The 25,814-nt window shown below is 55.3% G+C and carries 21 protein-coding genes; 12 read left to right on the top strand and 9 right to left on the bottom strand.

Going from position 1 to position 25,814, the window contains the following annotated elements; translation table 11 throughout:
- Positions 1 to 8 precede the first annotated feature (8 nt).
- Positions 9 to 671 (bottom strand): enterobactin synthase subunit EntD, encoded by a 663-nt coding sequence (entD, locus tag I6L54_RS18930; protein WP_040232886.1) that lies wholly within the window; start codon positions 669 to 671, stop codon positions 9 to 11.
- Between the two features lie 48 nt (positions 672 to 719).
- Positions 720 to 3,011, bottom strand: coding sequence for a TonB-dependent siderophore receptor (locus tag I6L54_RS18925; protein ID WP_040232601.1), 2,292 nt, complete (start codon positions 3,009 to 3,011; stop codon positions 720 to 722).
- A 252-nt stretch (positions 3,012 to 3,263) separates the two neighbouring features.
- Here I6L54_RS18925 and fes point away from each other — a divergent pair, with 252 nt between their 5' ends.
- The 3 genes from fes to entF are packed head-to-tail and all read left to right on the top strand — an operon-like array spanning position 3,264 to position 8,617.
- Positions 3,264 to 4,481, top strand: coding sequence for an enterochelin esterase (fes, locus tag I6L54_RS18920; protein ID WP_040232598.1), 1,218 nt, complete (start codon positions 3,264 to 3,266; stop codon positions 4,479 to 4,481).
- 30 nt (positions 4,482 to 4,511) lie between these two features.
- On the top strand, positions 4,512 to 4,730 hold the full coding sequence (locus I6L54_RS18915; protein WP_005123454.1) for an MbtH family protein: 219 nt from the start codon (positions 4,512 to 4,514) through the stop codon (positions 4,728 to 4,730).
- Positions 4,727 to 8,617, top strand: coding sequence for an enterobactin non-ribosomal peptide synthetase EntF (entF, locus tag I6L54_RS18910; RefSeq protein WP_040232597.1), 3,891 nt, complete (start codon positions 4,727 to 4,729; stop codon positions 8,615 to 8,617). The genes I6L54_RS18915 and entF overlap by 4 nt, the downstream gene beginning before the upstream one ends.
- A gap of 33 nt (positions 8,618 to 8,650) precedes the next feature.
- On the opposite strand, the gene fepC is transcribed toward entF, so the two are convergent.
- The 3 genes from fepC to fepD are packed head-to-tail and all read right to left on the bottom strand — an operon-like array spanning position 8,651 to position 11,447.
- Positions 8,651 to 9,454, bottom strand: coding sequence for an iron-enterobactin ABC transporter ATP-binding protein (gene fepC / locus I6L54_RS18905; RefSeq protein WP_005123456.1), 804 nt, complete (start codon positions 9,452 to 9,454; stop codon positions 8,651 to 8,653).
- On the bottom strand, positions 9,451 to 10,443 hold the full coding sequence (gene fepG, locus I6L54_RS18900) for an iron-enterobactin ABC transporter permease (protein ID WP_040232595.1): 993 nt from the start codon (positions 10,441 to 10,443) through the stop codon (positions 9,451 to 9,453). Before fepG ends, fepC begins: the two co-directional genes overlap by 4 nt.
- Positions 10,440 to 11,447 (bottom strand): Fe(3+)-siderophore ABC transporter permease, encoded by a 1,008-nt coding sequence (gene fepD, locus I6L54_RS18895; RefSeq protein WP_040232594.1) that lies wholly within the window; start codon positions 11,445 to 11,447, stop codon positions 10,440 to 10,442. Before fepD ends, fepG begins: the two co-directional genes overlap by 4 nt.
- 109 nt (positions 11,448 to 11,556) lie before the next feature.
- On the opposite strand from fepD, the gene entS reads away from it, so the two are divergent.
- A complete protein-coding gene (gene entS, locus I6L54_RS18890) occupies positions 11,557 to 12,792 on the top strand; it encodes an enterobactin transporter EntS (RefSeq protein WP_040232592.1) in 1,236 nt (411 codons plus the stop codon).
- A gap of 61 nt (positions 12,793 to 12,853) precedes the next feature.
- Here entS and fepB read toward each other — a convergent pair whose 3' ends face one another.
- Positions 12,854 to 13,810: a Fe2+-enterobactin ABC transporter substrate-binding protein gene (fepB, locus tag I6L54_RS18885; RefSeq protein ID WP_040232590.1), complete on the bottom strand. Its 957-nt coding sequence runs from the start codon at positions 13,808 to 13,810 to the stop codon at positions 12,854 to 12,856.
- A 188-nt stretch (positions 13,811 to 13,998) separates the two neighbouring features.
- Between fepB and entC the strand changes: the two genes are divergently transcribed.
- The 7 genes from entC to I6L54_RS18850 all read left to right on the top strand — a co-directional run bounded on the left by entC (position 13,999) and on the right by I6L54_RS18850 (position 21,432).
- On the top strand, positions 13,999 to 15,174 hold the full coding sequence (gene entC / locus I6L54_RS18880) for an isochorismate synthase EntC (protein ID WP_040232589.1): 1,176 nt from the start codon (positions 13,999 to 14,001) through the stop codon (positions 15,172 to 15,174).
- A 54-nt stretch (positions 15,175 to 15,228) separates the two neighbouring features.
- The gene (gene entE / locus I6L54_RS18875) at positions 15,229 to 16,839 is read left to right on the top strand and encodes a (2,3-dihydroxybenzoyl)adenylate synthase EntE (protein WP_040232584.1); all 1,611 of its coding nucleotides are present in this window, start codon (positions 15,229 to 15,231) and stop codon (positions 16,837 to 16,839) included.
- 13 nt (positions 16,840 to 16,852) lie between these two features.
- The gene (locus I6L54_RS18870; RefSeq protein WP_040232582.1) at positions 16,853 to 17,713 is read left to right on the top strand and encodes an isochorismatase; all 861 of its coding nucleotides are present in this window, start codon (positions 16,853 to 16,855) and stop codon (positions 17,711 to 17,713) included.
- Entirely contained in the window at positions 17,710 to 18,465 is a 756-nt protein-coding gene (entA, locus tag I6L54_RS18865) for a 2,3-dihydro-2,3-dihydroxybenzoate dehydrogenase EntA (RefSeq protein ID WP_005123464.1), read from the top strand. Before I6L54_RS18870 ends, entA begins: the two co-directional genes overlap by 4 nt.
- Positions 18,466 to 18,467: 2 nt before the next feature.
- On the top strand, positions 18,468 to 18,881 hold the full coding sequence (gene entH / locus I6L54_RS18860; protein WP_040232884.1) for a proofreading thioesterase EntH: 414 nt from the start codon (positions 18,468 to 18,470) through the stop codon (positions 18,879 to 18,881).
- Positions 18,882 to 19,065: 184 nt separating this feature from the next.
- Positions 19,066 to 21,171, top strand: a complete 2,106-nt coding sequence (gene cstA / locus I6L54_RS18855; protein WP_016152202.1) for a pyruvate/proton symporter CstA — start codon at positions 19,066 to 19,068, stop codon at positions 21,169 to 21,171.
- Positions 21,172 to 21,234: 63 nt separating this feature from the next.
- Entirely contained in the window at positions 21,235 to 21,432 is a 198-nt protein-coding gene (locus I6L54_RS18850; RefSeq protein ID WP_005123469.1) for a YbdD/YjiX family protein, read from the top strand.
- A 98-nt stretch (positions 21,433 to 21,530) separates the two neighbouring features.
- Here I6L54_RS18850 and I6L54_RS18845 read toward each other — a convergent pair whose 3' ends face one another.
- Entirely contained in the window at positions 21,531 to 22,619 is a 1,089-nt protein-coding gene (locus tag I6L54_RS18845; protein ID WP_040232580.1) for an oxidoreductase, read from the bottom strand.
- Between the two features lie 132 nt (positions 22,620 to 22,751).
- Here I6L54_RS18845 and I6L54_RS18840 point away from each other — a divergent pair, with 132 nt between their 5' ends.
- Positions 22,752 to 23,912 carry a pyridoxal phosphate-dependent aminotransferase gene (locus I6L54_RS18840; RefSeq protein ID WP_005120865.1) on the top strand — a complete coding sequence of 387 codons (1,161 nt, stop codon included), beginning with the start codon at positions 22,752 to 22,754 and terminating at the stop codon, positions 23,910 to 23,912.
- A 13-nt stretch (positions 23,913 to 23,925) separates the two neighbouring features.
- Here I6L54_RS18840 and I6L54_RS18835 read toward each other — a convergent pair whose 3' ends face one another.
- Both I6L54_RS18835 and I6L54_RS18830 read right to left on the bottom strand, forming a co-directional pair.
- Complete coding sequence (locus I6L54_RS18835; protein WP_005120864.1) at positions 23,926 to 24,543, bottom strand: IbrB-like domain-containing protein; 618 nt, start codon at positions 24,541 to 24,543, stop codon at positions 23,926 to 23,928.
- On the bottom strand, positions 24,528 to 25,751 hold the full coding sequence (locus I6L54_RS18830) for a phosphoadenosine phosphosulfate reductase (protein ID WP_040232578.1): 1,224 nt from the start codon (positions 25,749 to 25,751) through the stop codon (positions 24,528 to 24,530). The genes I6L54_RS18835 and I6L54_RS18830 overlap by 16 nt, the downstream gene beginning before the upstream one ends.
- Positions 25,752 to 25,814: the final 63 nt, after the last annotated feature.

Genomic DNA, 25,814 nt, shown 5'->3' with positions numbered 1-25,814 from the left:
TTGATCACTCAGACTGAAAAGGCCGGGGCCGGGCATAGGGTAATGATGTTTTCTTCACGCCGAAACCAGCTAACGTTAACGCTCAGCCCGGCGAGGCTTTGCGAAAATGACGGCGTAATTTGCAAGGTGATCTGCGTCGTGGTGAGAGCGATAACGTTGGCGCTGGAGAAGCCCGGAAGGTGCGTCAAATGCGCTGAAAACGCCTTATACAGACTCTCTTTGGCGCTGAAGACCAGGGTTAAGGCAAGTGGAAAGGGGAGTGATGCGTGAAGCAAAACCTGTCGCTCAGTGTTGTCGATAATGCTGTCAGTCAGCTCAACTGCGACCTGCGGCGAAAAAATAGCTTCAATATCCAGTCCGACGGGGTGGCATGAGACGACAGCCAGTGCCGTTGTTGCGCTATGGCTGATACTGCCAAAGAGGCCATGTGGCCACAGCGGTTGTCGCTGTTCGCCGATGCCGGGCACCGTTTTGATACCGTATTCACGTAAAGCATGTATTGCGGCGATACGTCCTGCCAGATGTTCTGCTTTACGTTTACGTGCGCCAGCGGTTAGCTGGGCATGGTGAGGGAGCCAGAGCAGATCGTGTTCGTGAAAGCTGTTGGGATCGAACTCGACAATGTGCAGCGTCTGGTCTGCGAAAGTGAGTGGTGTGTGCGTTGTGTGCATCATAGTTATGATTTCCCTCTCCCCGCAGCGAGGAGAGGGAAAGCGTTATCAGAAGTGCGTGTTAACGCTCATGAACCACGTACGACCCGGTTCGTTATAGGTGTACGCGCCAGCGCCCGCCATATAATTACCGGTAACGATATCACCAGTGGTCTGGGCATTGCCTTCACGCCACAGACGTTTGTCAAAGACGTTATCCACGCCGCCGGTCAGGCTGACGTTTTTGGTCACGTCCCAGGTCGCGCTCAGGCCGACTATGCTGTACGGACTCACTTCTTGTGCCGAGCTGCCGGTCACCGGTTTACCCTGGTAATCGTATTTCTTCGGCTGCTGTTTGCCGTACCAGGTAAAGGTGGATTGCAGTGACAGATCTTCACGCGCCTGCCAGCTCAATGTTGAGTTCAGCGTGTACTCAGGAATAATCGACAGACGTTCGCCAGTCTCTTTATTCTTGCTTTGCAGCATGTAGGTGATGTTGTTGGTCCAGGTAACGGTTTCGCTAACCGGCACGTTCAACGTTCCTTCCAGGCCTTCTACCACCGCTTTAGGAATGTTTCCCCACTGATAGATATCGGTGTAGGTTGTTGTGGTCTTGCCCGTTGTTGCGTTTTTCTTGCTGATCGAGGTTCTGTCAAACGGTACCGTACCTGCTTCAATCTTGTTACGGTAATCGTTGCGGAACCAGGTGATGCCGGCCAGCCAGCCGTCACGTTTGAACTCGAGACCAATCTCTTTGTTGATGCTGGTTTCAGCTTTCAGGTCATCGTTACCCATCATGTAGCAGCCAATACCGCTGGCAGAACCGGTGGCATAACAGCCCTGGCCTTTACTGTACAGAATGTAATTTGGGTTGAGTTGGTACAGGCTTGGTGCTTTATAGGCGCGCGCGATGCCCATTTTCAGCGTAAAGTCGTCGCCCAAACCTTGAGACAGGTTCAGCGACGGGCTCCAGTTGTCGCCCACAATGCTGTGGTGATCGAAACGCAGACCCGGTGTCAGCATGGTGCTGTCGGTCAGCTCCATGTTGTTTTCGGCAAACAGAGAGAAGATCTCGGCTTTCGAATATGGGCTGCGATCGGTGCTGCTGTAGCCTGGAATATTACCGCCCATAAAGGACTGCGAGTTAGACAGCATGTCCTTCATGCGCTGCTGGTTCCATTCAGTACCCAGCGTCAGGTTTTGATTGACCAGCAGATCCAACGGAATGCTGATCTCACTGTGCAGCATGACGTCATTCAGGTCGGCATCGACATATTTTTGTGAAGCCGTCGGGTCGAAGATCCCCTCGGTTCCACCGGCCAGACCTTCCGGGGTGCGAGAGTTCCGCGTGTGTTCGTACTGCACCCAGTTGCTGGTGGTGACACCATTATCCCAGCCGCCGTTCCAGGTCAGCGAGTAGTTCTGACGGTACAGACGGTTAGTTTCTTTACCGTAGTTATCTTTCACCAACTGGTTAGTGTTGGTATTTTGCGTGTCACCCGCGTACAGGTTGCCCTGGCGGCTGTAACCCGCTTCCAGTTCCAGTGACTGAAGTGGGGCGAAATCCCAACGCACAATACCGTTGATGTCTTTGTTGATCACCCCTTCGCGACCGGCCGGTAAGGTATTGGAATACGTACCTGTACGTTCTGACTGATGGCCCTGGTTGATATCCCAGGCATCGGCCTGTGTTTTATCGAGGTTACCGTACAGACGGAAGCTGAAATCTCCGCCCATTGGACCATTCAGGCTAAAGTTGGTGCGTTTGGTCGAACCTTCGTCTTTGTGCTCCGGCGCGTTGAAATAGGTATCCCATGAACCGTGCCATTCACTGCTGCCTTTTTTGGTGATGATATTCACCACACCACCTGCCGCGCCGTTGCCGTAGCGTGCTGCTGCCGGGCCGCGCAGGACTTCAATGCGTTCTATCATTTCAGGTGGTACCCAGGCGGTATCACCGCGGGTATCACGCTCACCACGCCACCCCTGACGCACAGAGTTGCGGCTGGTGACCGGTTTGCCGTCGATCAGAATCAGGGTGTTTTCTGGGCCCATACCGCGAATATCAATCTGACGGTTGTTACCGCGCTGGCCGCTGGTTGAGTTACCGGTCAGGTTAACGCCTGGCATGGTACGGATGATTTCCGAGACGTCGCGAGCCGGAGGGTTCTTGCGGATTTCATCTGCGGTGATGGTTGAAACGCCCGGCGCCTGCAGGTTCTGCTGAGCGGCGGTGACGACGATGGTGTCTTCATGAGAGACGGCGGCGCTATCGGTTTTATCTTCTGCCATCGCAGGCAGTGCTACCCCGTAAATCCCTAAATTGACCAATAAGGCCAGTGAATGAATCTTGTTGTTCATTGTATGTCCTGCTTTCTTTTAGCCACGAGTACCCGTGTGCCGTTTTGGGCACCAGGCCTGATGTCGCCCGCATCTGCGTAAACCCTCCGTTCCAGAAAAAAGTACGCAGCGCCAGGTCGGTTTATAAGTGGTGAAAAACTGTGCGCGCTTCCCACAGCGCGTCAATACGCTATTGCAAATGCAAATAGTTATCAATAATATTATCAATATATTTCACGCTCATATATAAAATTTCAAAATAAACATGGGGTTATGACAGTGACGGCGTTAATGATGGGAAGCGAGGCGTGGTGGCAGTCAAAAAATGGCCCGGAATGGGAGCGAGAAGACAACGGTGATTACCGCGTAACGTTCTGGTGGCGCGACCCACAGGGAAGCGAAAAAGAGTCAGCCATTCGCCGGGTGTGGGTCTACATCACGGGTGTTACCGATCATCATCAAAATGCCGTACCCCAGTCGATGCAACGTATTGATGGTACGAATGTTTGGTGCTGGAATATTTCCCTGAGCGCTAACTGGCGCGGCAGTTACTGTTTTATCCCCTCCGATCGAAACGATATTTTTGCCTCACTGGCACCGGGTGAAACGCCCGATCGCACTGTGCTACGCGAAGGCTGGCGACAACTGCTGCCACAGGCTATTGCGGATCCTCTCAATACTCAAAGCTGGAAAGGGGGTCGGGGGCATGCGGTGTCCGCGCTGGAGATGCCAGATGCTCCCGTACAGCCGGGATGGGATCGCCCTGAAAATCCCGACTCGCCCGCAGTATGCCTGCAATGGCACAGTGACCGGTTGGGTAATACGCGCCGGGTGTGGGTTTTCACCACCGGTGAAGCCAACCCGCAAGAACGTCCCCTGGCTATTCTGCTGGACGGACAATTTTGGGCACACAGTATGCCGGTCTGGCCGGCACTGACCTCACTCACTCATCGTGGCCAGCTTCCTCCCGCGGTATATCTCCTGATTGATGCCATTGATACGCCGCATCGCAGCCATGAGTTGCCGTGTAACGCTGATTTTTGGCTGGCAGTTCAGCAGGAATTATTGCCGCTGGTGAAAACCACGACGCCATTCAGCGACGACCCGCAGCGCACGGTGGTTGCCGGGCAAAGTTTTGGCGGTTTGGCTTCGCTGTATGCCGGACTGAACTGGCCAGATCGGTTTGGCTGCGTACTCAGTCAGTCCGGATCTTATTGGTGGCCGCATCGCGATGGTCATCAGGATGGCGTGATTATTGAACAACTGAAGGCCGGAACGGTAAGCGTTCAGGGTCTACGTATTGTGCTGGAAGCCGGGACCCGCGAGCCGATTATTTTTCGTGCTAATCAGGCGCTATTCACCCAATTTCCCTCTGCACCACAGTCTATTTTCTGGCGTCAGGTTGAGGGTGGACATGATGCGCTTTGCTGGCGCGGCGGCTTAATGCAAGGGCTGATGACGCTCTGGCAACCGCTCACCGACACGCTTTAACCGGATGATGTTCCACGACAGGAGTTGAGTATGGAATTCAGTAACCCCTTCGATAACCCGCAGGGACAGTTTTACATTCTGCAAAACCCACAACGTCAATTCAGCCTCTGGCCTCAGCAGTGCTCACTTCCTGCTGGCTGGACGGTTGCGTGCGAACCGCAGTCGCAGGACGCCTGCCAGCAATGGCTGGATGCGAACTGGACCACGCTGACGCCAGCAAACTATGTCGATGTACAGGAGGCGCAATGACTCAGCGCTTACCCTTAGTTGCGGCCCAGCCAGGGATCTGGATGGCAGAAAAGCTCTCCACATTGCCCTCGGCGTGGAGCGTTGCACACTATGTCGAATTAACCGGTGAACTGAATGCACCACTGCTGGCAAAGGCGGTCGTGGCCGGTCTGGAGCATGCGGATACCCTGCGGATGCAGTTCACTGAGGATAACGGTGACATCTGGCAATGGGTTGATCCTACGCTCACCTTTGCTGAACCTGACATTCTCGATTTACGCAATGAATCCAGTCCGCACGAGGCGGCACGCGCGTTGATGCGGGCGGATCTGCAACAGGATCTTCGCGCTGACGGCGGCAAGCCGCTGGTCTTCCATCTGCTCATTCAGGTGGGAGATAAACGCTGGTACTGGTATCAGCGCTATCATCACTTACTGGTTGATGGCTTTAGTTTCCCGGCTATTACCCGCCAGATTGCTGCAATTTACACAGCGTGGCTGCGCGGTGAATCCACGCCAGCCTCGCCATTTACGCCGTTTGCCGAGGTCGTGGAAGAGTATCAACAGTATCGTCAAAGCGATGCCTGGCAACGTGATAGCGCATTCTGGGCTGAACAACGCCAACAACTGCCGCCGCCGGCTTCATTGTCGAGCAAACCGCTGCCAGGTCGCTCAGCCAGCGCGGATATTATTCGTATGAAGTTAACTGCGCCTGAAGGTTCATTCCGCCAGCTTGCGTCACGCATGCCAGATGTTCAGCGTGCGGATCTGGCGCTGGCGCTGGTTGCATTGTGGCTCGGTCGTTTATGCAGCCGAATGGATTATGCCGCCGGGTTTATCTTTATGCGCCGCATGGGGTCAGCGGCGCTTACCGCTACCGGGCCGGTGTTAAATGTCCTGCCCTTTGGCGTGAGACTTGATGCAGCAGAAAGTCTCCCTGCGCTTGCGCAACGGCTGGCTGGACAGCTGAAGAAAATGCGCCGACACCAGCGCTATGATGCCGAACAAATTGTCCGTGACAGCGGGCGTGCGGCCGGGGCTGAACCACTTTTTGGCCCGGTGCTGAACGTGAAGATCTTTGACTATCAGTTGAATATTCCTGGCGTGCAGGCACAAACCCATACGCTGGCGACGGGGCCGGTGAACGATCTGGAACTGGCGCTGTTCCCGGATGAAAACGGTGGGCTGAGCATTGAAATTCTGGCGAATAAGCAGCGATATGACGCCGCTACGTTGGCACAGCATGCTTCGCGTTTAACGGCGCTTATCGCGCAATTTGCCGCAAATCCGTCGCTACGCTGCGGGGATGTGGAGATGCTGCTGGCGTCTGAGCACGAACAGTTGGCGACAATTAACAATACGGCAGTGACGATCCCTTCCACCACATTGAGTGCGCTGGTGGCCGGGCAAGCCAGCAAAACACCGGATGCGCCGGCGCTGGCCGATGCTCGCTATCAGTTTAGCTATCGCGAAATGCGTCAGCAGGTGGTGGCACTGGCAAAACTGCTGCGCGAACGCGGTGTGCGCCCAGGGGACAGCGTGGCGGTTGCCTTACCGCGCTCCGTGTTCCTGACGCTGGCGCTGCACGGTATCGTCGAAGCGGGAGCCGCCTGGTTACCGCTGGATACCGGATATCCGGACGATCGCCTGCGGATGATGCTGGAAGATGCTAAACCTACGTTGCTTATCACCACTGATGAACAACGGGTTCGTTTTAGCGGTATCCCTGGGCTGGAAAGCCTGTGCTACACCGCGCCGTTGCCAGAGCAAGATGACACACCATTCGCTTTATCACGACCAAATCATACGGCCTATATCATCTTCACCTCCGGATCGACGGGCAGACCAAAAGGGGTGATGGTGGGACAAACCGCCATCGTTAACCGTCTGCTATGGATGCAGAATCACTATCCGCTGACGGCCGACGATGTGGTGGCGCAAAAAACGCCATGCAGTTTTGATGTTTCGGTCTGGGAGTTTTTCTGGCCCTTCATTGCCGGCGCAAAACTGGTGATGGCTGAACCAGAGGCACATCGTGACCCGCTGGCGATGCAACAGTTCTTCGCGACGTTTGGGGTGACGACAACGCACTTTGTACCGTCGATGCTGGCGGCGTTTGTGGCCTCACTGACGCCAGAAACGGCGCGGGAAAGCTGCTCCACGTTGAAACAGGTGTTTTGTAGCGGTGAAGCGCTGCCGGCAGCGTTGTGCCGCGAATGGGAGCAACTGACTCACGCGCCGCTGCACAATCTGTATGGGCCAACCGAGGCGGCGGTAGATGTAAGCTGGTATCCAGCCTGGGGTGAGGAGCTTGCTGCCGTAGCCGGGAACAGCGTACCAATCGGCTATCCGGTCTGGAATACCGGTTTGCGGATCCTTGATGCCATGATGCGTCCAGTGCCCATTGGTGTCGCCGGTGACCTGTACCTGACGGGGATCCAACTGGCGCAGGGATATCTCGGCCGACCAGATCTGACGGCGAGCCGTTTTATTGCCGATCCCTTTAACCCTGGCGAACGTATGTACCGTACCGGAGACGTGGCGTGCTGGCTGGAAAATGGCGCGGTGGAATATCTTGGGCGCAGTGATGACCAGTTAAAAATCCGTGGGCAGCGTATTGAACTGGGTGAGATTGATCGGGTGATGCAGCAGCTGCCAGATGTTGAGCATGCTGTTGCCCATGCCTGCGTATTCAATCAGGCGGTAGCGACAGGCGGCGATGCGCGCCAGTTAGTGGGCTATCTGGTGTCACAATCGGGTTTACCGCTGGATATTCCGGCATTGCGCGAGAGTCTGCGCGCAACCCTGCCTGCACATATGGTACCGACAGTGCTGCTGCAACTGGCGGAGCTCCCGCTCAGCGCCAACGGCAAGCTGGATCGTAAAGCGTTACCAATGCCACAACTGACGTCACGTCAGGAAGGGCGGGCGCCGCGAGCAGGGACTGAAACTACGATTGCTCAGGCGTTCACGGCCTTGCTGGGCTGCGAGGTCAATGATGTTGAAGCGGATTTCTTTGCGCTTGGCGGGCATTCTCTGCTGGCGATGAAGCTGGCGGCGCAATTGAGCCGCATTTTTGAGCGCCAGGTAACGCCTGGGCAGATTATGGTGGCCTCGACCGTCGAACAGCTCAGCGCATTGCTGGATGGCAATGATGACGAGCAGTCGCAACGGTTGGGATTTGAAACGCTGCTGCCGCTGCGTGAAAGCGATGGTCCTGTGCTGTTCTGCTTCCATCCGGCATCGGGTTTCGCCTGGCAGTTTAGCGTGTTGTCACGCTACCTTCCTCCACAGTGGTCGATTATGGGTATCCAGTCACCGCGACCGGATGGCCCGATGCAGACAGCAGAAAACCTGGATGCGGTGTGCGAACAGCACCTGGCAACGTTACTTCGTCAGCAACCTCATGGACCTTATTATCTGATTGGGTACTCGTTGGGCGGTACACTGGCGCAGGGCATTGCTGCCCGATTACACGCGCGCGGAGAAACGGTCGCATTTCTTGGCCTGCTGGATACCTGGCCGCCGGAAACGCAAAATTGGTCGGAAAAAGAGGCCAATGGACTCGACCCGGAAGTGTTAGCGGAAATTGATCGTGAGCGGGAGGCGTTTCTGACTGCTCAGCAGGGCAAGGCATCCGACGCATTGTTTAGCGCCATCGAAGGTAACTACGCCGATGCGGTTCGCCTGCTGAGTACGGCACATAGCGTACCTTTTGCGGGACACGCGACGCTGTTTGTTGCTGAACGCACGTTACCGCCGGGAGTCAGCCCGGAACGCAGTTGGTCGCCGTGGATTTCCAGTCTGGATGTTTATCGCCAGGACTGCGCGCACGTTGATATCATTACGCCAATGGCTTTCGAGAAGATTGGGCCAGTCATGCGTGACTTGCTCAACGATATCCAATAAATGGACTCGCCACCTCTGCGGAGGTGGCGCGATTTACCTGTTTGCTGTGCGTCCTAACGGGACCACTAACGGCGTTCCGGCTACCGGATCGTCGATAATCATACACCGCAGCCCATAGATTTTTTCAATGAGCTCTGCCGTGACAATCTCTTTCGGCGCACCCTCGGCAACGATCTTTCCATCACGAAGTGCAATCAGATGGGTGGCATAGCGGCATGCCTGATTCAGGTCGTGCAGAACGGCGGCCAGCGTGTAACCTTTCTCCCGGTTTAGCTCACTCAGCAGCTCCAGCAGATCAATCTGATGGCTGATATCCAGCCAGGTGGTGGGTTCGTCGAGCAGCATAATCGACGTTTCTTGTGCCAGCACCATCGCTATCCACGCGCGTTGGCGTTGACCGCCGGAGAGAGTATCCACACTTTGCGCCGCCAGATGCGTGATCCCCGTGGCCTGCATCGCGTGGGTTACCGCGATTTCATCTTCTTTACGCCAGCGGGTAAATAAAGGCTGATGTGGATAACGCCCACGAGCAACCAGCTCCTGCACGGTAATATCGCCCGGCGTGGTGGCATTTTGCGCCAGCAGACCAATTCTGCGTGCGACCTCTTTACTGGGGTAATGTTGAATATGTTCGCCATCGAGCCAGACTTTGCCGTGCGCGGGCGTCATCAGACGACTCAATGTACGCAGCAGCGTGGACTTTCCACAACCGTTGGGGCCAATAATGGCAGTGAAGTGACCATCGGGGATCGAGACATTAAGGTTTTCCGCCACGGTAAATTTGCCATAACCCAGCGTTAACTGGTCGCCACGCAAACGGGCTACTGATTCGGTCATTTTTTGCGGGACTCCTGAATTAACAAGACGATAAGGTAAATACCGCCGAGGCTTACGGTGACAACGCCAACCGGAAGCTGATAAGGCATAAATAGCTGCTGAGCGCATAAATCGGCCATCAGCAGCAACAGGGCGCCGCACAGCGCCGACTGCGTTAATCCCCAACGTGCCGTGCCGCTAAGCCGACGCGCGATGTGTGGGGCAACCAGGGCAATAAACGAGATAGGGCCTGCCAGCGCGGTGGCCGCAGCGGTCAACACCACGGCGACCAGCATCATCATCAGACGTGAGCGTTCAACGCTGACACCGAGCGCACAGGCGCTGTCATCACCCATTTCCAGTAAACGCAGGCGGCGTACCAACAGCGCGGCGCACCCCAGCATCACGATAATCAGCGGCGCAGAAGGCCAGGTCTTCGCCCAGGTCAAACCGTTGAGCGATCCGGCGTTCCACAGCCCGGCGGTCAGCGCGGTTTCTAAGGACGCCTTCAGCAGCAGCCAGGTGTTGAAGGCCACCAGCATAGCGCGAATGCCGATCCCGATGATGATCAGTCGGAAGGTGTCGATGCCGTTGCGCCAGGCCAGCGCCCAGACCACCAGCGAAGTCAGGATCCCGCCGAGCATTGCCGCCAGCGCGATGGCGGTAAGATGCTGACCAAACAGCACCATTGCCACCAGTACGCCGCTCCAGGCACCGGTATTGAAGCCCATCACGTCCGGGCTACCCAGCGGGTTGCGCATCAATGACTGGAATATCGCGCCGCTAACGCCCAGCGCCGCGCCAATCAGCAGCGCCATCAACACGCGTGGTAATCGCCACTCGGTCACCACCAGCGTAATGCTACGCGGTGCATCACCGAGCAGGGCGGCAATAATTTGCGGGGTCTCGAGCATAACGGCACCGCTGCGCAGGCTCCACAATCCAACGGCCAGGCAACCAACGACCAGCAGCAGACAACTGACAATCAGGCGACGGGAGAGATGCATCATGCACCACCTCCGCGCTGTTTGCGGCGTACCAGGAAGATGAGAACCGGCGCACCGATAAACGCGCTGACGACCGAGACGCGCAACTCGCCAGGCACAATCAGACGACCGATGATATCGGCAATCAGCAGCAGAGAAGGGGTGGCCAGCAGAGTGACGGGCAGCGACCAGCGATGATCTGCACCCACCAGCCAGCGTGCCATATGCGGCATCATCAGGCCGATAAAGGCGATAGGGCCGACGATGGCGGTCGCACTTCCGCACAGTACGGTAATCACCAACAGGCCGATAAACTGGGTACGCGCAACTTTGCTGCCCAGCGCCGTTGCGGTGTCGCTTCCCAGACTGAGGCTATTCAGAGCACGGCTAAGAAACAGCGCGACAGCACCGGCAATCAGGACCGGGATCAGCACGACTTTCAGCGTCTGCAGGCTGCGGATATCCAGTGAACCGGCTTGCCAGAAACGCAACTGGTCGTAGACGTCCGGGTTGAGAAGGGCGATGCCAGTAGATAATCCTTCCAGAACAGCACCCAGCGCAACACCGGCCAATGTCAGGCGTACCGGGCTGAGCTGTCCACCGCCCTGACTACCGGTAAAAGCCACAATCAGTGAGGCTGCGAGAGCCCCGGAAAAAGCCATTAGCAGCTGTTCTTGCGGGGAGGAAAAGCCAAACAGCGACGCGCCTAAAACAATCGCGAAGCTGGCCCCGGAATTGACGCCAAGAATCCCCGGATCGGCCAGCGGGTTACGGGTGAGCGTCTGCATCAGCGCACCCGCCAGGCCCAGCGCACCACCTGCGAGGAGCCCTGCCAGCGTACGCGGAAGTCGCGCGTCCAGCACGATGGTGCAATCGGCGCTTTGACAACTGCCGGTGAGCGCATCAAATACCACGGAGGCGGGCAGCGACTTTGCGCCAATAACCAGACTTAATGCCGTGGTGAGAACAAGTAGTAACAACAGTCCGGGCACGGCAAAGGCGCGTGTCGCGGAAACAGAGCATGACATATCAACTTCCCTGATAATGATAGTAATTATCGTTATCGATCTTATTTGGATATGTTAGCATGTGCAGCCATTGAATGGATATTGAAAAAGTACCTGGTAAGGCTCTGTAATGAATCGACAATCCTGGCTGCTTAATCTCAGCCTGTTAAAGACCCATCCTGCATTTCGCGCCGTCTTCCTCGCCCGTTTTATTTCCATTGTCTCTCTGGGGCTATTGGGGGTTGCGGTTCCGGTACAGATCCAGATGATGACCCAGTCGACCTGGCAGGTGGGTTTGTCGGTGACGCTGACCGGGAGCGCAATGTTTATTGGTCTGATGGTGGGTGGCGTACTGGCCGATCGCTATGAACGCAAAAAGGTGATCCTGCTGGCCCGCGGAACCTGTGGTATCGGTTTTATTGGCCTGTGCCTGAACGCGCTGCTGCCCGAGCCGTCGTTGCTGGCTATTTATGTTCTTGGTTTATGGGATGGCTTTTTTGCCTCGCTGGGTGTCACTGCGCTGCTGGCGGCGACGCCTGCGCTGGTCGGGCGTGAAAATCTGATGCAGGCCGGGGCGATTACCATGCTGACGGTACGTCTGGGCTCGGTTATTTCGCCAATGCTTGGCGGGGTGCTGCTGGCGACCGGGGGCGTGGTCTGGAACTACGGCCTGGCGGCCGCGGGTACATTTATTACCTTGCTGCCGTTGCTGAGTCTTCCCGCGTTGCCGCCTCCGCCGCAACCGCGTGAACATCCGTTGACATCGCTGGTGGCGGCGTTCCGTTTTCTGTTCGCCAGCCCGCTGATTGGCGGTATTGCACTGCTCGGCGGCCTGTTGACCATGGCGAGCGCCGTGCGCGTGCTGTATCCGGCACTGGCGATTAACTGGCAGATGTCGAGCGCTCAGATTGGCTTACTGTATGCGGCTATTCCCCTGGGCGCGGCCATCGGGGCTTTAACCAGCGGGCAACTGGCACACAGCGTGCGTCCGGGTCTGGTTATGCTGGCATCAACCGTGGCCTCTTTCCTGGCTATCGGCCTGTTTGGTTTGATGCCGGTCTGGGAGCTGGGGGTTGTTTGTCTGGCGCTGTTCGGTTGGCTGAGTGCGGTCAGTTCTTTGTTGCAGTACACCCTGTTACAGACGCAGACGCCGGAAGCGATGCTCGGGCGAATTAACGGTTTGTGGACCGCGCAGAACGTAACCGGCGATGCGATTGGTGCGGCGCTGTTAGGGGGGCTGGGGGCGATGATGACGCCTGCGGCCTCGGCAAGCGTCAGTGGGTTTGGGTTGGTGATTGTCGGTCTTTTACTGCTGCTGTTGTTGGGAGAAGTGCGCCGATTCCGGCAGGTTCCCGTGAATGTCTGATCGCGTTATGCTCTACGGATTGTAGGCCGGATAAGGCGTTAGCCGCATCCGGCACTGACCATTAAAACAGAGCCGACAGACGTTGCAGCAGTAGCGTCGCGCTGTAGTAATCCAGACGGAAGGTTTCCGTGCCCAGCGCATAAACGCGTTTGTTTTGCACAGCAGTCAGATGCGCCAGCAGTGGATTAGCATAAATCGCGTCGGCATCTTTGCTGTCGCCTGCAAACAGGAACAGCGCTTCACCGTTCAGGCCGGCCGCCAGATTCTCACCACCAAGCTGGATAATGTCGTGACGTTTACCCTGGCTCTGGCTGGTATGTAGCCCGGCAGGTAGCGGTGCCAGCGTGAAACCGAGCTGTTCCATCAGCTTGCCTTGCGCGGACTCCGGCGTCCACAGGTTGGCGCTGTGCGCGGCTGCGGTATACACCAGCGCACTGACCGGCTGTGGCGGCAGGGTGATACGTTGCTTTACCGCGAGCAGTTGCTTATCAAACTCAGCAATACGCGCCGCTGCCTGTTGCTCCTGCCCGGTGATTTCACCTAATTGTGTCAGCAGTGACTGCCAGCTTTTGTCGTCGTAATTAATGATAAGCGTAGGGGCTATGGTGGACAGTTGGTCGTACAGCGCAAGCGCGGAATCTCCCCCGGTGGCGCTGACCAGAATCAGGTCCGGCATTTGTGCTGCAACGGCTTCGGCGCTCGGCTCGCCAATATACAGGCGGCTCAGTTTGCGTTCTTTGGCGACGTCGCTCCACTGGCGTAAAAAGCCCTGAGCATCACCAATACGGTTATTCGGTGTCGTGGCACCGCTGGCGACGACCGGGGCATCAATCGCCAGCAGAGAACCGGTGAGGGTCACGCTGGTGGAGACAATTCGCTGCGGTTTATGCTCCAGCGTATGCGTGCCGCGGCTGTCAGTAACCTGGCGTGGCCAGTCAGCGGCATGACTTAAAGAAACTCCTGAAATAGCGAGTCCAACCAGTAACAGCGCAGTGCGGTAAAACGCGGGAAATCTCACAAATAAGCTTCCTGTTATCAATGTAGTTAATGCTTCTCATTTTCATTGTTACGCGTCAGGGATGCAAGCCTAAGTCGCACATTGTGTTACCACAAGAGTTGACATACCGACGCTTTGCTTTTAGGTTAGCGACCGAAAATATAAATGATAATCATTATTAAAGCCTTTATCATTTTATGGAGGATGATATGGACATGTCACTGGCCGAGGAAAAAACGCAGACTATGGCAACTCTCGCTCCCGACAGTTTTTTCTTTATGTCGCCGTATCGTAGTTTTACGACGTCAGGATGCTTCGCCCGCTATGCGGAACCGGCAATTGATGGTGATTCACCAGACAGCCCTTTCCAACTGAAAATGCACACACTGTTTGCGCAGGCCAAATCGCAGGGCATCGCAAACCCCATTATGGTAGGAGCCATTCCCTTTGACACCCGCCAGCCTTCGTCGCTGTTTATTCCCCAATCATGGCAAAGCTTCTCACGTACGGCAAAGCAGCAATCAGCGCGTTACTTTACTGCCCATCAGTCGCTGAATGTTGTTGAGCGTAAATCGATTCCTGAGCAGGATTTTTTCGAAGATATGGTCGCCAGAGCAGCGGCGCTGACGGCAACCCCGGAAGTCGACAAAGTGGTGCTGTCTCGCCTGATTGATGTGACAGCCGACGCCAATATCGACAGTGGTGCGCTACTGGAGCGACTGGTAGCGCAAAACCCGGCAAGCTACAACTTCCATGTACCTATCGACGATGGTGGTGTACTGATCGGCGCCAGCCCGGAATTGCTGCTACGCAAAGAAGGCGACCATTTCAGTTCGCTGCCGCTGGCGGGATCTGCGCGTCGCCAACCGGACGATGTTCTGGACCGGGAGGCTGGGATCCGTCTGTTAGCTTCCGAGAAAGATCGCCATGAACACGAGCTGGTCACCCAGGCGATGAAAGCGGTTCTGCGCGATCGCAGCAGTGAGTTGCAACTTCCGTCGTCTCCGCAACTGGTCACCACGCCCACGCTCTGGCATCTCGGTACCCCGTTTGAAGGTAAAGCCAATGCCCAGGAAAACGCACTGACGCTGGCTTGTCTGCTGCATCCAACACCGGCGCTAAGTGGCTTCCCGCATCAGGTTGCTCAGAAACTGATTGCCGAACTGGAGCCGTTTGATCGCGAACTTTTCGGCGGCATTGTTGGCTGGTGTGATTCGCAGGGCAACGGCGAATGGGTCGTGACGATCCGCTGTGCGAAATTGCTGCGTAATCAGGTACGTTTTTTCGCCGGAGCCGGCATTGTGCCAGCCTCGTCACCGATTGCGGAGTGGCGTGAAACAGGTGCCAAGTTATCCACCATGTTGAATGTTTTTGGACTGCATTAAGCGCCTGGTCTACCAGGCTATTCAGGCCTTATCGACAGGCTCTAAGGAGCAATAATGAGTATTCCTTTCACCCGTTGGCCGGAAGAGTTTGCCCGCCGCTACCGTGAAAAAGGCTACTGGCAGGATTTGCCGCTGACCGACATTCTGACCCGCCATGCTGATAGCGACCAGACGGCGGTGATTGACGGGGAACGCCATCTTAGCTACCGCCAGTTAAACCAGGCGACGGATAATCTTGCCTGTAGCCTGCGCCGTCAGGGGATCAAATCCGGCGAGACTGCACTGGTGCAGTTAGGCAACGTGGCTGAGCTTTATATCACTTTCTTCGCACTGCTCAAACTGGGCGTGGCGCCCGTATTGGCACTGTTTAGCCATCAGCGTAACGAACTCAACGCCTACGCAGCGCAAATTAAACCGGTGTTACTGATTGCCGATCGCCAGCATGCGTTATTCAGTGGCGACGATTTTCTGAATACCTTTGTTGCCGAACACAATTCAGTGCGCGTGGTTCAGTTGCTCAATGATGACGGCGAACACAATCTGCAAACGGCTATAAGCCAACCCGCAACGGCGTTTACCGCGACACCATCACCAGCTGATGAAGTGGCGTATTTCCAGCTTTCCGGCGGCACGACCGGGACGCCAAAGCTGATCCCGCGTACCCACAATGATTACTACTACAGCGTGCGCCGTAGTAACGAGATTTGCCATTTCACCGCTGAGACCCGCTATTTATGCGCGATCCCGGCAGCGCACAACTACGCCATGAGTTCGCCAGGTGCGCTGGGTGTTTTCCTCGCGGGTGGAACTGTGGTGCTGGCGGCAGACCCGAGCGCGACGTTGTGCTTTCCGTTAATTGAACAGCATCAGGTAAACGTTACGGCGTTGGTACCGCCAGCGGTGAGTCTGTGGCTGCAGGCAATTCAGGAGTGGGGCAGTAACGCACAACTGGCTTCGCTGAAACTGTTGCAGGTGGGAGGCGCGCGGCTTTCGGCTTCGCTTGCCGCTCGCATTCCGGCAGAGATTGGCTGCCAGCTGCAGCAGGTCTTCGGTATGGCGGAAGGGCTGGTGAACTATACCCGTCTGGATGACAGCCCGGAGCGCATTATCAATACCCAGGGCCGTCCGATGTGCCCTGACGATGAGGTCTGGGTGGCAGACGCTGACGGTAATCCTTTGCCACAGGGCGAGACTGGACGCCTGATGACGCGTGGCCCGTACACCTTCCGGGGTTACTTCAATAGCCCTGAGCATAATGCCAGCGCGTTTGATGCTAACGGATTCTATTGCTCTGGTGATCTGATCGCCATCGATCGGGATGGTTACATCACGGTGCAGGGACGAGAGAAAGATCAGATCAACCGTGGCGGGGAGAAGATCGCTGCAGAAGAGATTGAAAACCTGCTGTTGCGGCATCCGGCGGTGATCCATGCCGCATTGGTCAGTATGGACGATGAGCTGATGGGCGAGAAAAGTTGCGCCTGCCTGGTGGTTAAAGCGCCGCTGCGTGCAGTACAGATCCGTCGTTTTCTGCGCGAACAGGGCGTGGCGGAATTCAAATTGCCGGACCGTGTCGAGTGCGTTGAGTCATTGCCGCTGACCCCGGTCGGCAAAGTGGATAAAAAACAATTACGTCAGTGGCTGGCATCACGTTCACCGGCCTGAAGGAGAAGAAGAAATGGCAATTCCTAAACTGCAGGCTTATGCGCTGCCAACGGCGCTTGATGTCCCGGCAAATAAAGTTGACTGGGCATTTGAACCAGAACGCGCCGCGCTGCTAATCCACGACATGCAGGACTATTTTATCGGTTTTTGGGGCGAGAACTGCCCGATGATGGAACAGGTGGTGGCCAACATCGCCGCGCTGCGTCAGTACTGTAAAGCACATAATATTCCGGTCTATTACACTGCGCAGCCGAAAGAACAAAGTGATGAAGACCGCGCGTTGTTGAACGATATGTGGGGACCCGGCCTGACGCGCTCGCCTGAACAGCAAAAAATCGTCGATGCGCTGGCGCCGGACGAAGCGGATACCATTCTGGTTAAATGGCGTTACAGCGCGTTTCATCGTTCACCGCTGGAGCAGATGCTAAGAGACACTGGACGTAACCAACTGATCATCACCGGCGTGTACGCGCATATTGGCTGCATGACCACTGCGACTGATGCCTTCATGCGTGATATTAAGCCGTTTATGGTCGCAGATGCGTTGGCAGATTTTAGCCGTGATGAACACCTGATGTCGCTGAAATACGTGGCGGGGCGTTCCGGTCGCGTGGTGATGACCCAGGAGTTACTGCCGACGCCTGTTCCGGACAGTAAAGATGCGCTGCGCGGCGTGATTCTGCCGCTGCTCGATGAGTCTGAAGAGCCAATGGATGACGAGAACTTAATCGATTACGGTCTGGACTCAGTACGTATGATGGCGCTGGCGGCTCGTTGGCGGAAAGTGCATGGCGATATCGACTTTGTGATGCTGGCGAAGAACCCAACGATTGAGGCCTGGTGGAAACTGCTCTCCCGTGAGGTGAAGTCATGACCGGCTTTGATTTCACCGGTAAAACGGTCTGGGTTACTGGGGCGGGAAAAGGGATTGGTTACACCACGGCACTGGCGTTTGTTGATGCCGGGGCGAAGGTCACCGGATTCGATCGCGAATTTTCTCAGCAGGTGTATCCGTTTACCACCGAAGTGCTGGACGTGGCGGACGGTGGGCAGGTGGCTGAGGTATGCCAGCGCGTGCTGTCGCAGAGCGAGCGGTTAGACGTACTCGTCAATGCTGCCGGGATCCTGCGCATGGGGGCTACCGATGCGTTAAGCGCTGAGGAGTGGCATCAGACGTTTGCCGTCAACGTTGGCGGGGCGTTTAATGTGTTTCAGCAGACGATGGCGCAGTTTCGTCGTCAGCAGGGGGGGGCGATTGTCACTGTCGCCTCCGATGCTGCGCACACGCCGCGAATCGGCATGAGTGCATATGGGGCATCAAAAGCCGCATTGAAAAGTCTTGCTCTGACGGTCGGACTGGAGCTGGCGGGTAGCGGAGTACGCTGTAATGTGGTTTCGCCGGGATCGACCGACACTGACATGCAACGCACGCTGTGGGTGAGTGATGACGCGGAACAACAGCGTATTCGCGGGTTTGGCGAGCAGTATAAGCTCGGTATACCGCTGGGGAAAATCGCGCGTCCCCAGGAAATTGCCAACACCATCTTATTCCTTGCCTCCGATCTGGCCAGCCATATTACGTTGCAGGACATTGTGGTCGATGGCGGTTCGACACTGGGAGCATGACGGTGATCTGGAAACGACATTTAACGCTTGATGAACTGAATGCCACCAGCCAGAACACGCTGGTGGCGCATTTAGACATTGTCTATACCCGACTGGGAGACGATGTGCTGGAAGCCGAAATGCCGGTGGATGAGCGTACGCATCAGCCGTTTGGTCTGTTGCACGGTGGGGCGTCAGCGGCGCTGGCGGAAACGTTGGGGTCAATGGCGGGTTATCTGATGACTCGCGACGGGCAGTGTGTGGTGGGAACTGAGTTGAACGCCACGCATCACCGCGCGGTATCGCAGGGGAAAGTGCGCGGTGTGTGCCAGCCGTTGCATCTTGGGCGACAGAATCAAAGCTGGGAAATCGTCATCTTCGATGAGCAGGGGCGGCGCTGCTGCACCTGTCGTTTAGGCACGGCGGTGATGGGGTGAAGTCACCCGGCAAAGTAAAATGAAATTGCAGGGTTAACAGGTAAATGAAGTGATCTAGTTAACAATGCAATGTAAATACTCAGTGATACTTCGGGTTTGCATGGTTGTCAGGTTGTTAAATCCAGAAAAGATGTTATAGAAACAAAATGTAACATCTCTCTGGATCGGACAACGGATAACAACTATGAACAAATCAGGGAAGTACCTCGTCTGGACAGTGCTCTCCGTAATGGGAGCATTTGCCCTCGGCTATATCGCATTAAACCGTGGTGAACAGATCAACGCCTTGTGGATAGTTGTGGCGTCGGTCTGTGTCTACCTTATCGCTTACCGTTTCTACGGCTTGTACATTGCGAAAAATGTACTGGCGCTGGACCCGACGCGTATGACGCCAGCCGTGCGCCATAACGACGGGCTCGATTATGTTCCTACCGATAAAAAAGTACTGTTTGGCCACCATTTTGCGGCAATTGCCGGAGCGGGTCCGTTAGTTGGACCGGTGCTGGCGGCGCAAATGGGCTATCTGCCAGGGATGATCTGGCTGCTCGCCGGGGTAGTGTTGGCCGGCGCGGTGCAGGACTTTATGGTGCTGTTTGTTTCTACCCGTCGCGATGGTCGTTCCCTTGGCGAACTGGTGAAAGAAGAGATGGGTCCTACAGCCGGTGTAATTGCGCTGGTGGCCTGTTTTATGATCATGGTGATTATCCTTGCCGTGTTGGCAATGATCGTCGTGAAAGCACTGACGCACAGCCCGTGGGGAACCTATACCGTCGCATTCACCATCCCGCTGGCGATCTTTATGGGGATTTACCTACGCTATCTGCGTCCGGGGCGTATTGGCGAAGTGTCAGTCATCGGTCTGGTGTTCCTGGTATTTGCCATTATTTCCGGCGGCTGGGTTGCGGAAAGCCCGACCTGGGCACCGTATTTTGACTTTACCGGTGTACAGCTGACGTGGATGCTGGTGGGCTACGGTTTCGTGGCTGCCGTGTTGCCGGTATGGTTGCTGCTGGCACCGCGAGATTACCTCTCGACCTTCCTGAAGATTGGTACCATTGTGGGTCTGGCCGTGGGTATTCTGATCATGCGTCCCACGCTGACGATGCCTGCATTGACCAAGTTTGTTGATGGTACCGGCCCGGTCTGGAGCGGTAACCTGTTCCCGTTCCTGTTTATTACCATCGCCTGCGGTGCGGTCTCTGGTTTCCACGCGCTGATTGCCTCCGGCACTACGCCGAAGATGCTGGCGAATGAAGGTCAGGCCTGTTTTATCGGCTACGGCGGGATGCTGATGGAATCCTTTGTCGCCATTATGGCGCTGGTGGCGGCATGCGTTATCGACCCGGGCGTCTACTTTGCGATGAACAGCCCGATGGCAGTATTGGCACCTGCCGGAACCACCGATGTGGTTGCGTCAGCGGCACAGGTCGTGAGCAGTTGGGGCTTTGTTATCACGCCTGATACGCTGCATCAGATTGCGAACGATGTCGGCGAACAATCCATTATTTCCCGCGCAGGCGGAGCGCCGACGCTGGCCGTGGGGATGGCTTACATTCTGCACGGCGCGCTGGGCGGCATGATGGATGTGGCGTTCTGGTATCACTTCGCCATTCTGTTTGAAGCCCTGTTCATCCTGACGGCGGTTGATGCGGGTACCCGTGCCGCGCGCTTTATGCTGCAGGATCTGCTGGGTGTCGTTTCACCAGGGCTGAAACGGACCGACTCGCTACCGGCGAACCTGCTGGCAACCGCGTTGTGTGTACTGGCCTGGGGTTACTTCCTGCACCAGGGCGTGGTCGATCCGTTAGGCGGTATTAATACCCTGTGGCCGCTGTTCGGTATCGCCAACCAGATGCTGGCTGGTATGGCGTTGATGCTGTGTGCGGTCGTCCTGTTCAAGATGAAACGCCAGCGCTACGCATGGGTCGCGCTGGTGCCAACCGCCTGGCTGCTGATTTGTACGCTGACCGCGGGCTGGCAGAAAGCGTTTAGCCCGGATGCGAAAATCGGCTTCCTGGCTATCGCTAACAAGTTCCAGGCGATGATCGACAGCGGTAATATTCCGGCACAGTACACTCAGTCGCAGCTGACGCAACTGGTATTTAACAACCGTCTTGATGCTGGCTTGACCATCTTCTTCATGGTGGTCGTGGTGGTACTGGGTCTGTTCTCCATTAAAACTGCGCTGGCCGCGTTGAAAGAGGACAAACCAACGTCGAAAGAAACACCGTACGAACCGATGCCCGAGAATGTTGAAGAGATTGTGGCGCAGGCGAAAGGCGCGCACTAATATTCTCTTAACGAAAAAGCCCTCTCCTTAACGGGGAGGGCGTTTGTACGACAGGAAACTACTATGTTTGAAACGCTCTCTAAAGCCGGGAAATATTTAGGGCAAACCGCCCGATTGATGATTGGTGTGCCGGATTATGACAACTATGTCGAGCATATGCGTGTTACGCATCCGGACCAGGTGCCAATGACTTATGAAGAATTTTTCCGCGAGCGCCAGGATGCGCGCTATGGGGGGAAAGGTGGCGCGAAGTGCTGTTGATTTTTTGCCGGATGGCGCTGACGCTTATCCGGCCTACAACATTGCATTGGCTGTAGGCCTGATAAGGCGACGCCGCCATCAGGCAACCTGCACCATAGTCACACCGTAAACGTCTCTACCTTCTCAAATGCCGCACGCAGTGTTTCCGGTGTTAACTTCACCGGCAGCGCATGAATGGACTCCACCGGGCGCAGGGTATGCGCAATCATCTTATCGATTTCGGTGTGGTTATTGATGTCCACTTCCAGTTGAGCCAACCGTGTTGGTAAATTGAAGCGCTGATAAGCGGTAATTAACTGCGTTAGCACATCATCTTGTCCCAACAGCGCGCTCTGTACCAGTATGCCGTAAGCTACTTTGGTGCCATGTAAAAACTTCTCTGTTTGCGGGAGGACGGTCAGGCCATTATGCACCGAGTGTGCCGCCGCCACGCGGGTGTAGCGCTCACCCAGACCGCCGACCATACCACCGCCAGCAATGATCGCATCCACCACGTCGCAAAATGCACGGGTCAGTTCACCACGCTGCTTATCTGCCAGCGCCTGCTCGCTGCTCTGAAGGAGAACGTCGCGGATCGCCAGTGCGCCGTTGATGCCCAGACGTACAGTCAGCGGCAAGGTTTCAGGCTGTGGGGCGAGCACAACCGCTTCGTACCATTTCGCCAACGTGTCCCCGATACCGGCCAGCAAATATGCGTCTGGCGCATTAAGCACGATCTCTGGCTCCACCAGCACCAAAAAATTAGCATCATCGAAAATTTCGAAATGCAGTGCCTGACCTGCATCGTTGTACCACACGGAGAGCGGCGTCCAGGCAGCACAGGTGGCGGCAATGGTTGGGATTGCCACAAAGGGTAAACCAAGGCGGCGCGCCAGCGCTTTGGCGGCGTCGAGCAATGTCCCGCCGCCCACGCCAATCACCACGCTGCGATTCTCTCCTGACTCTGTTGCCAGTTGCCCAACATCTTTTTCGCTGCAATGACCCGTAAACAGCAGGCGTTTAGCATCGGCAAGATGAAAGGCCTCAGGCAGATAAGGTCGGGCTGCATCGATGGCGCGCTCACCATATACCCAGACGGCGCGTGAGAGTTGATCCTTTGTGAAAAAATCGTTGAGTCTCGACAGGCTGCCGGGATGGGAAAAATAGTTGGCCGGGCCGGTGACGACGCGAATCTCGGTATTACTCATGTTGTGTTGTCCTTTTGGCTGTCCTGTCCAGGCAGGTTATTTTTATATAGACGTCTGAACGTCTTGATTGCCAAATACTAGCATCGTGCTATAGTGGCTTCAACCACAACATCACACGCTGGGATAACAATAATGAGTAATAACCCGCTGATTCCGCAAAGCAAACTGCCTAATCTGGGCACCACTATTTTCACGCAAATGAGCGCGCTGGCGCAGCAGCACCAGGCCATTAACCTCTCGCAGGGATTTCCTGATTTTGATGGTCCACTCTTCTTACAAGAACGTCTGGCGTATCACGTCGCGCATGGCGCAAACCAGTATGCGCCGATGACGGGCGTACAGCCGCTGCGCGACGCCATTGCCGATAAAACCGCCGAACTGTATGGCTACAAGCCGGATGCAAACAGTGACGTGACGGTAACGGCAGGGGCGACAGAAGCGCTGTATGCCGCCATTACGGCACTGGTACGGCCTGGCGATGAGGTGATATGTTTTGACCCGAGCTACGACAGCTATGCGCCCGCGATCGAATTATCCGGCGGCGTGGTTAAACGCATCGCGCTGCAACCGCCGTCTTTTCGCGTCGACTGGCAGGAATTTGCTGCGCTAATCAGTGACCGCACCCGGCTGGTGATCCTAAATACGCCGCACAACCCTTCGGCTACAGTATGGCAGAAGGCGGACTTTGAGGCGTTATGGCAGGCCATTAACGGGCATGAGATTTATGTTGTCAGTGACGAAGTCTACGAGCATATCTGTTTTGCCACGCATGGACATGCCAGCGTGCTGGCGCATCCGCAACTAAGGGAGCGCGCAGTTGCCGTTTCATCATTTGGCAAAACCTATCATATGACGGGCTGGAAAGTGGGGTACTGCGTTGCGCCACCGGCTATCAGCGCGGAGTTACGTAAGGTCCATCAGTATTTAACCTTCTCGGTCAACACGCCGGCACAACTGGCGCTGGCGGATATGCTGCGCGAAGATCCGACGCACTACCGTGAGCTGCCCGCGTTTTATCAGAGAAAACGTGATGTGCTGGTGAATGCGCTGCGTGACAGTCGGCTGGAAATACTACCCTGCGAAGGGACGTACTTTTTGCTGATTGATTACAGTGCTGTTTCTGATCTCAACGATGTGGAATTTTGCCAATGGCTGACTAAAGAGGTCGGCGTGGCGGCGATCCCACTGTCGGTTTTCTGCGCCGATCCTTTCCCACATAAGCTGATTCGCCTGTGTTTTGCTAAGCAAGAATCGACGCTGCTGGCAGCGGCAGAACGCCTGGTTGCGCTGTAGTAACGTGATTTCGCTACTTCACCGTCCAGGCTTTGGAGAATCGACGGTCGGCAAATAACTCTTGCAGACCGTTGATTTGCTTCAGACGTAAGACTTCGTCGCTATCCATTCCCAGCTCTTGACCGATTTTCTCTTCGCTCCAGCCTAATTGTGATAATTCACGAACGATTTCCGACATGGCATGGATTTGATGCCGCCCACGGGCACGATTGTGGCGGATTGTCGCCGCCATGCGCTCATGACGCCCGCGTTGCAGGCAGGTAACGGGCAGATAACCTTTCAGGCGTGATTTTAGCGATGATTTGTTTTTGCCTATTTCATGTCGATGGAATCCGTCGACGATTTCATATTCTTCCGGGGTTGATTGAACCACGACGATCGGCTGTGTGAAGCCATCGGCTTCAATGGATTTCAGCAGTAGCTTTTTCTCCGGCGGCGCAACGTTATTTGGGTTGTAATCATTTGGCGAAATAGCGTTGTTTTTGATCCACAGAACGCAGTCTACCGGTTCTTCACGGAAAGGACTGACGCTATGGATTGCGATCCTGAATTCATTGATTGCTTCAATTCGTTCTTCTTCTGAAAGGCCAGAAAGAAAACCAGTGAGTTCCTGAGTTAGTCGTCGTTGCATAAGATCCCCCATTCCTGGCGTTTGGTTTTCATACGTTCGTTATAACGCTGATAGTTTTTCATTTTTGTGGGACTGAATGAGAGTGCCCGACACCAGTAGTCATTATTCAGCAGTACTTTGCAGATCCGTCTCCATGAGGGGATATCTTTAGAACCAATATCGTTTTCCTGGGTTTGAGGAATATCATCGATCCCCTTTTTCTTGTACCACTGTAAATAGACGGCGATTTTGTTGCGGTAGTGCTCTGCGGTTTGTTGCGGCATGCTGTCTAATAGCAGCATAGCGTACGCTTGCCAGCTTAAATGCTCCGGTTTTAATATTTTCCGGTGGCCGTAAAAATGGTTGTCATGACCGGCGTATATTCCGCCGCTTTTAACGCCGCTAACCCGGGTGCACATGGCTGCCCATCGCTGTGGCTCAATAACATGATACAGCCACAGTCCCTGGCGTTGTTCCGGACCAAAGGGTTCGCAAATGCGCATATATCGTGTTGGTACGCCGGCCTGGTACATCAGGTTATACAGGGGGTTGCATGGCATTTTTGTTTTTGCAAACCATGTCCAGATATCGGCTGTTTTCCAGTCATACATCGGATAGATATACCAGGCGTGTCCTCCCGGTGCGGCGGTAGTCCACGGTTTGTCATCGGCAAAACGTTGCTTACGCGAATGGGCAATGGCGACAAAACGGTTATATGACTCGTCGGCACGGATGCCCACCATCATTGCCGCAGGACGTTTTTCTGAAAACCAGTCAGCGAACTCACGAACGAAGTGTTCAAAGGTCATGCCAGGTTGGTAGAAATGAAAGAAACTGGGATCGGTAATCGCATCTGCTGGTGGTTGCCGCACCCATTGTGTATTGGGTTCCCAACACTGCCATTCCGGTTGAAATTGTGAGAGAGAATTTTGGGTGGTGAGCGGTATTGCTACCCAATAAAAATGTTCTATAACGTCAGAATAGCGTTCTCGTAGCGCTTCAACGTAGTCGATAGTGCAAGAGAACTGGGCTTCCCAGTCAATAAACAATACGCTTATTTTTTTATGTAACTGGCGCGCAAGAGTGGCGGTGAGATGCATCATGAGCCCGGAGTCTTTCCCTCCAGACAGTGAAACGCACACGCGGGGCAGTGTTTCCAAAGTCCAGGTAATGCGTTCCTGAGCGGCTGCCAGTACGCTCTGACTCAGAGGAATTTTGTAAACAGACATAGCAAGTCCATACTGAAAGAATAAAAGAATAACATCTCTAATGTATACTCTGAATAAGATATG

Origin of the sequence: Citrobacter pasteurii (assembly GCF_019047765.1) — a bacterium.
GTDB lineage: Bacteria > Pseudomonadota > Gammaproteobacteria > Enterobacterales > Enterobacteriaceae > Citrobacter > Citrobacter pasteurii.
Note: the sequence above shows the minus strand (reverse complement) of the source record. Positions and strands in the feature narration are given on the sequence as shown.

Excerpts from the sequence above, each read along its gene's own strand:
- I6L54_RS18915 (WP_005123454.1), top strand. The coding sequence starts at position 4,512 with ATGGAATTCAGTAACCCCTTCGATAACCCGCAGGGACAGTTTTACATT.
- cstA (WP_016152202.1), top strand. The coding sequence starts at position 19,066 with ATGAACAAATCAGGGAAGTACCTCGTCTGGACAGTGCTCTCCGTAATG.
- entD (WP_040232886.1), bottom strand. The coding sequence starts at position 671 with ATGCACACAACGCACACACCACTCACTTTCGCAGACCAGACGCTGCAC.
- entS (WP_040232592.1), top strand. The coding sequence starts at position 11,557 with ATGAATCGACAATCCTGGCTGCTTAATCTCAGCCTGTTAAAGACCCAT.
- entE (WP_040232584.1), top strand. The coding sequence starts at position 15,229 with ATGAGTATTCCTTTCACCCGTTGGCCGGAAGAGTTTGCCCGCCGCTAC.
- I6L54_RS18840 (WP_005120865.1), top strand. The coding sequence starts at position 22,752 with ATGAGTAATAACCCGCTGATTCCGCAAAGCAAACTGCCTAATCTGGGC.
- fepD (WP_040232594.1), bottom strand. The coding sequence starts at position 11,447 with ATGTCATGCTCTGTTTCCGCGACACGCGCCTTTGCCGTGCCCGGACTG.
- entA (WP_005123464.1), top strand. The coding sequence starts at position 17,710 with ATGACCGGCTTTGATTTCACCGGTAAAACGGTCTGGGTTACTGGGGCG.
- entC (WP_040232589.1), top strand. The coding sequence starts at position 13,999 with ATGGACATGTCACTGGCCGAGGAAAAAACGCAGACTATGGCAACTCTC.
- I6L54_RS18925 (WP_040232601.1), bottom strand. The coding sequence starts at position 3,011 with ATGAACAACAAGATTCATTCACTGGCCTTATTGGTCAATTTAGGGATT.
- fepC (WP_005123456.1), bottom strand. The coding sequence starts at position 9,454 with ATGACCGAATCAGTAGCCCGTTTGCGTGGCGACCAGTTAACGCTGGGT.
- I6L54_RS18850 (WP_005123469.1), top strand. The coding sequence starts at position 21,235 with ATGTTTGAAACGCTCTCTAAAGCCGGGAAATATTTAGGGCAAACCGCC.
- I6L54_RS18870 (WP_040232582.1), top strand. The coding sequence starts at position 16,853 with ATGGCAATTCCTAAACTGCAGGCTTATGCGCTGCCAACGGCGCTTGAT.
- fes (WP_040232598.1), top strand. The coding sequence starts at position 3,264 with ATGACAGTGACGGCGTTAATGATGGGAAGCGAGGCGTGGTGGCAGTCA.
- I6L54_RS18835 (WP_005120864.1), bottom strand. The coding sequence starts at position 24,543 with ATGCAACGACGACTAACTCAGGAACTCACTGGTTTTCTTTCTGGCCTT.
- I6L54_RS18845 (WP_040232580.1), bottom strand. The coding sequence starts at position 22,619 with ATGAGTAATACCGAGATTCGCGTCGTCACCGGCCCGGCCAACTATTTT.
- I6L54_RS18830 (WP_040232578.1), bottom strand. The coding sequence starts at position 25,751 with ATGTCTGTTTACAAAATTCCTCTGAGTCAGAGCGTACTGGCAGCCGCT.
- fepG (WP_040232595.1), bottom strand. The coding sequence starts at position 10,443 with ATGATGCATCTCTCCCGTCGCCTGATTGTCAGTTGTCTGCTGCTGGTC.
- entF (WP_040232597.1), top strand. The coding sequence starts at position 4,727 with ATGACTCAGCGCTTACCCTTAGTTGCGGCCCAGCCAGGGATCTGGATG.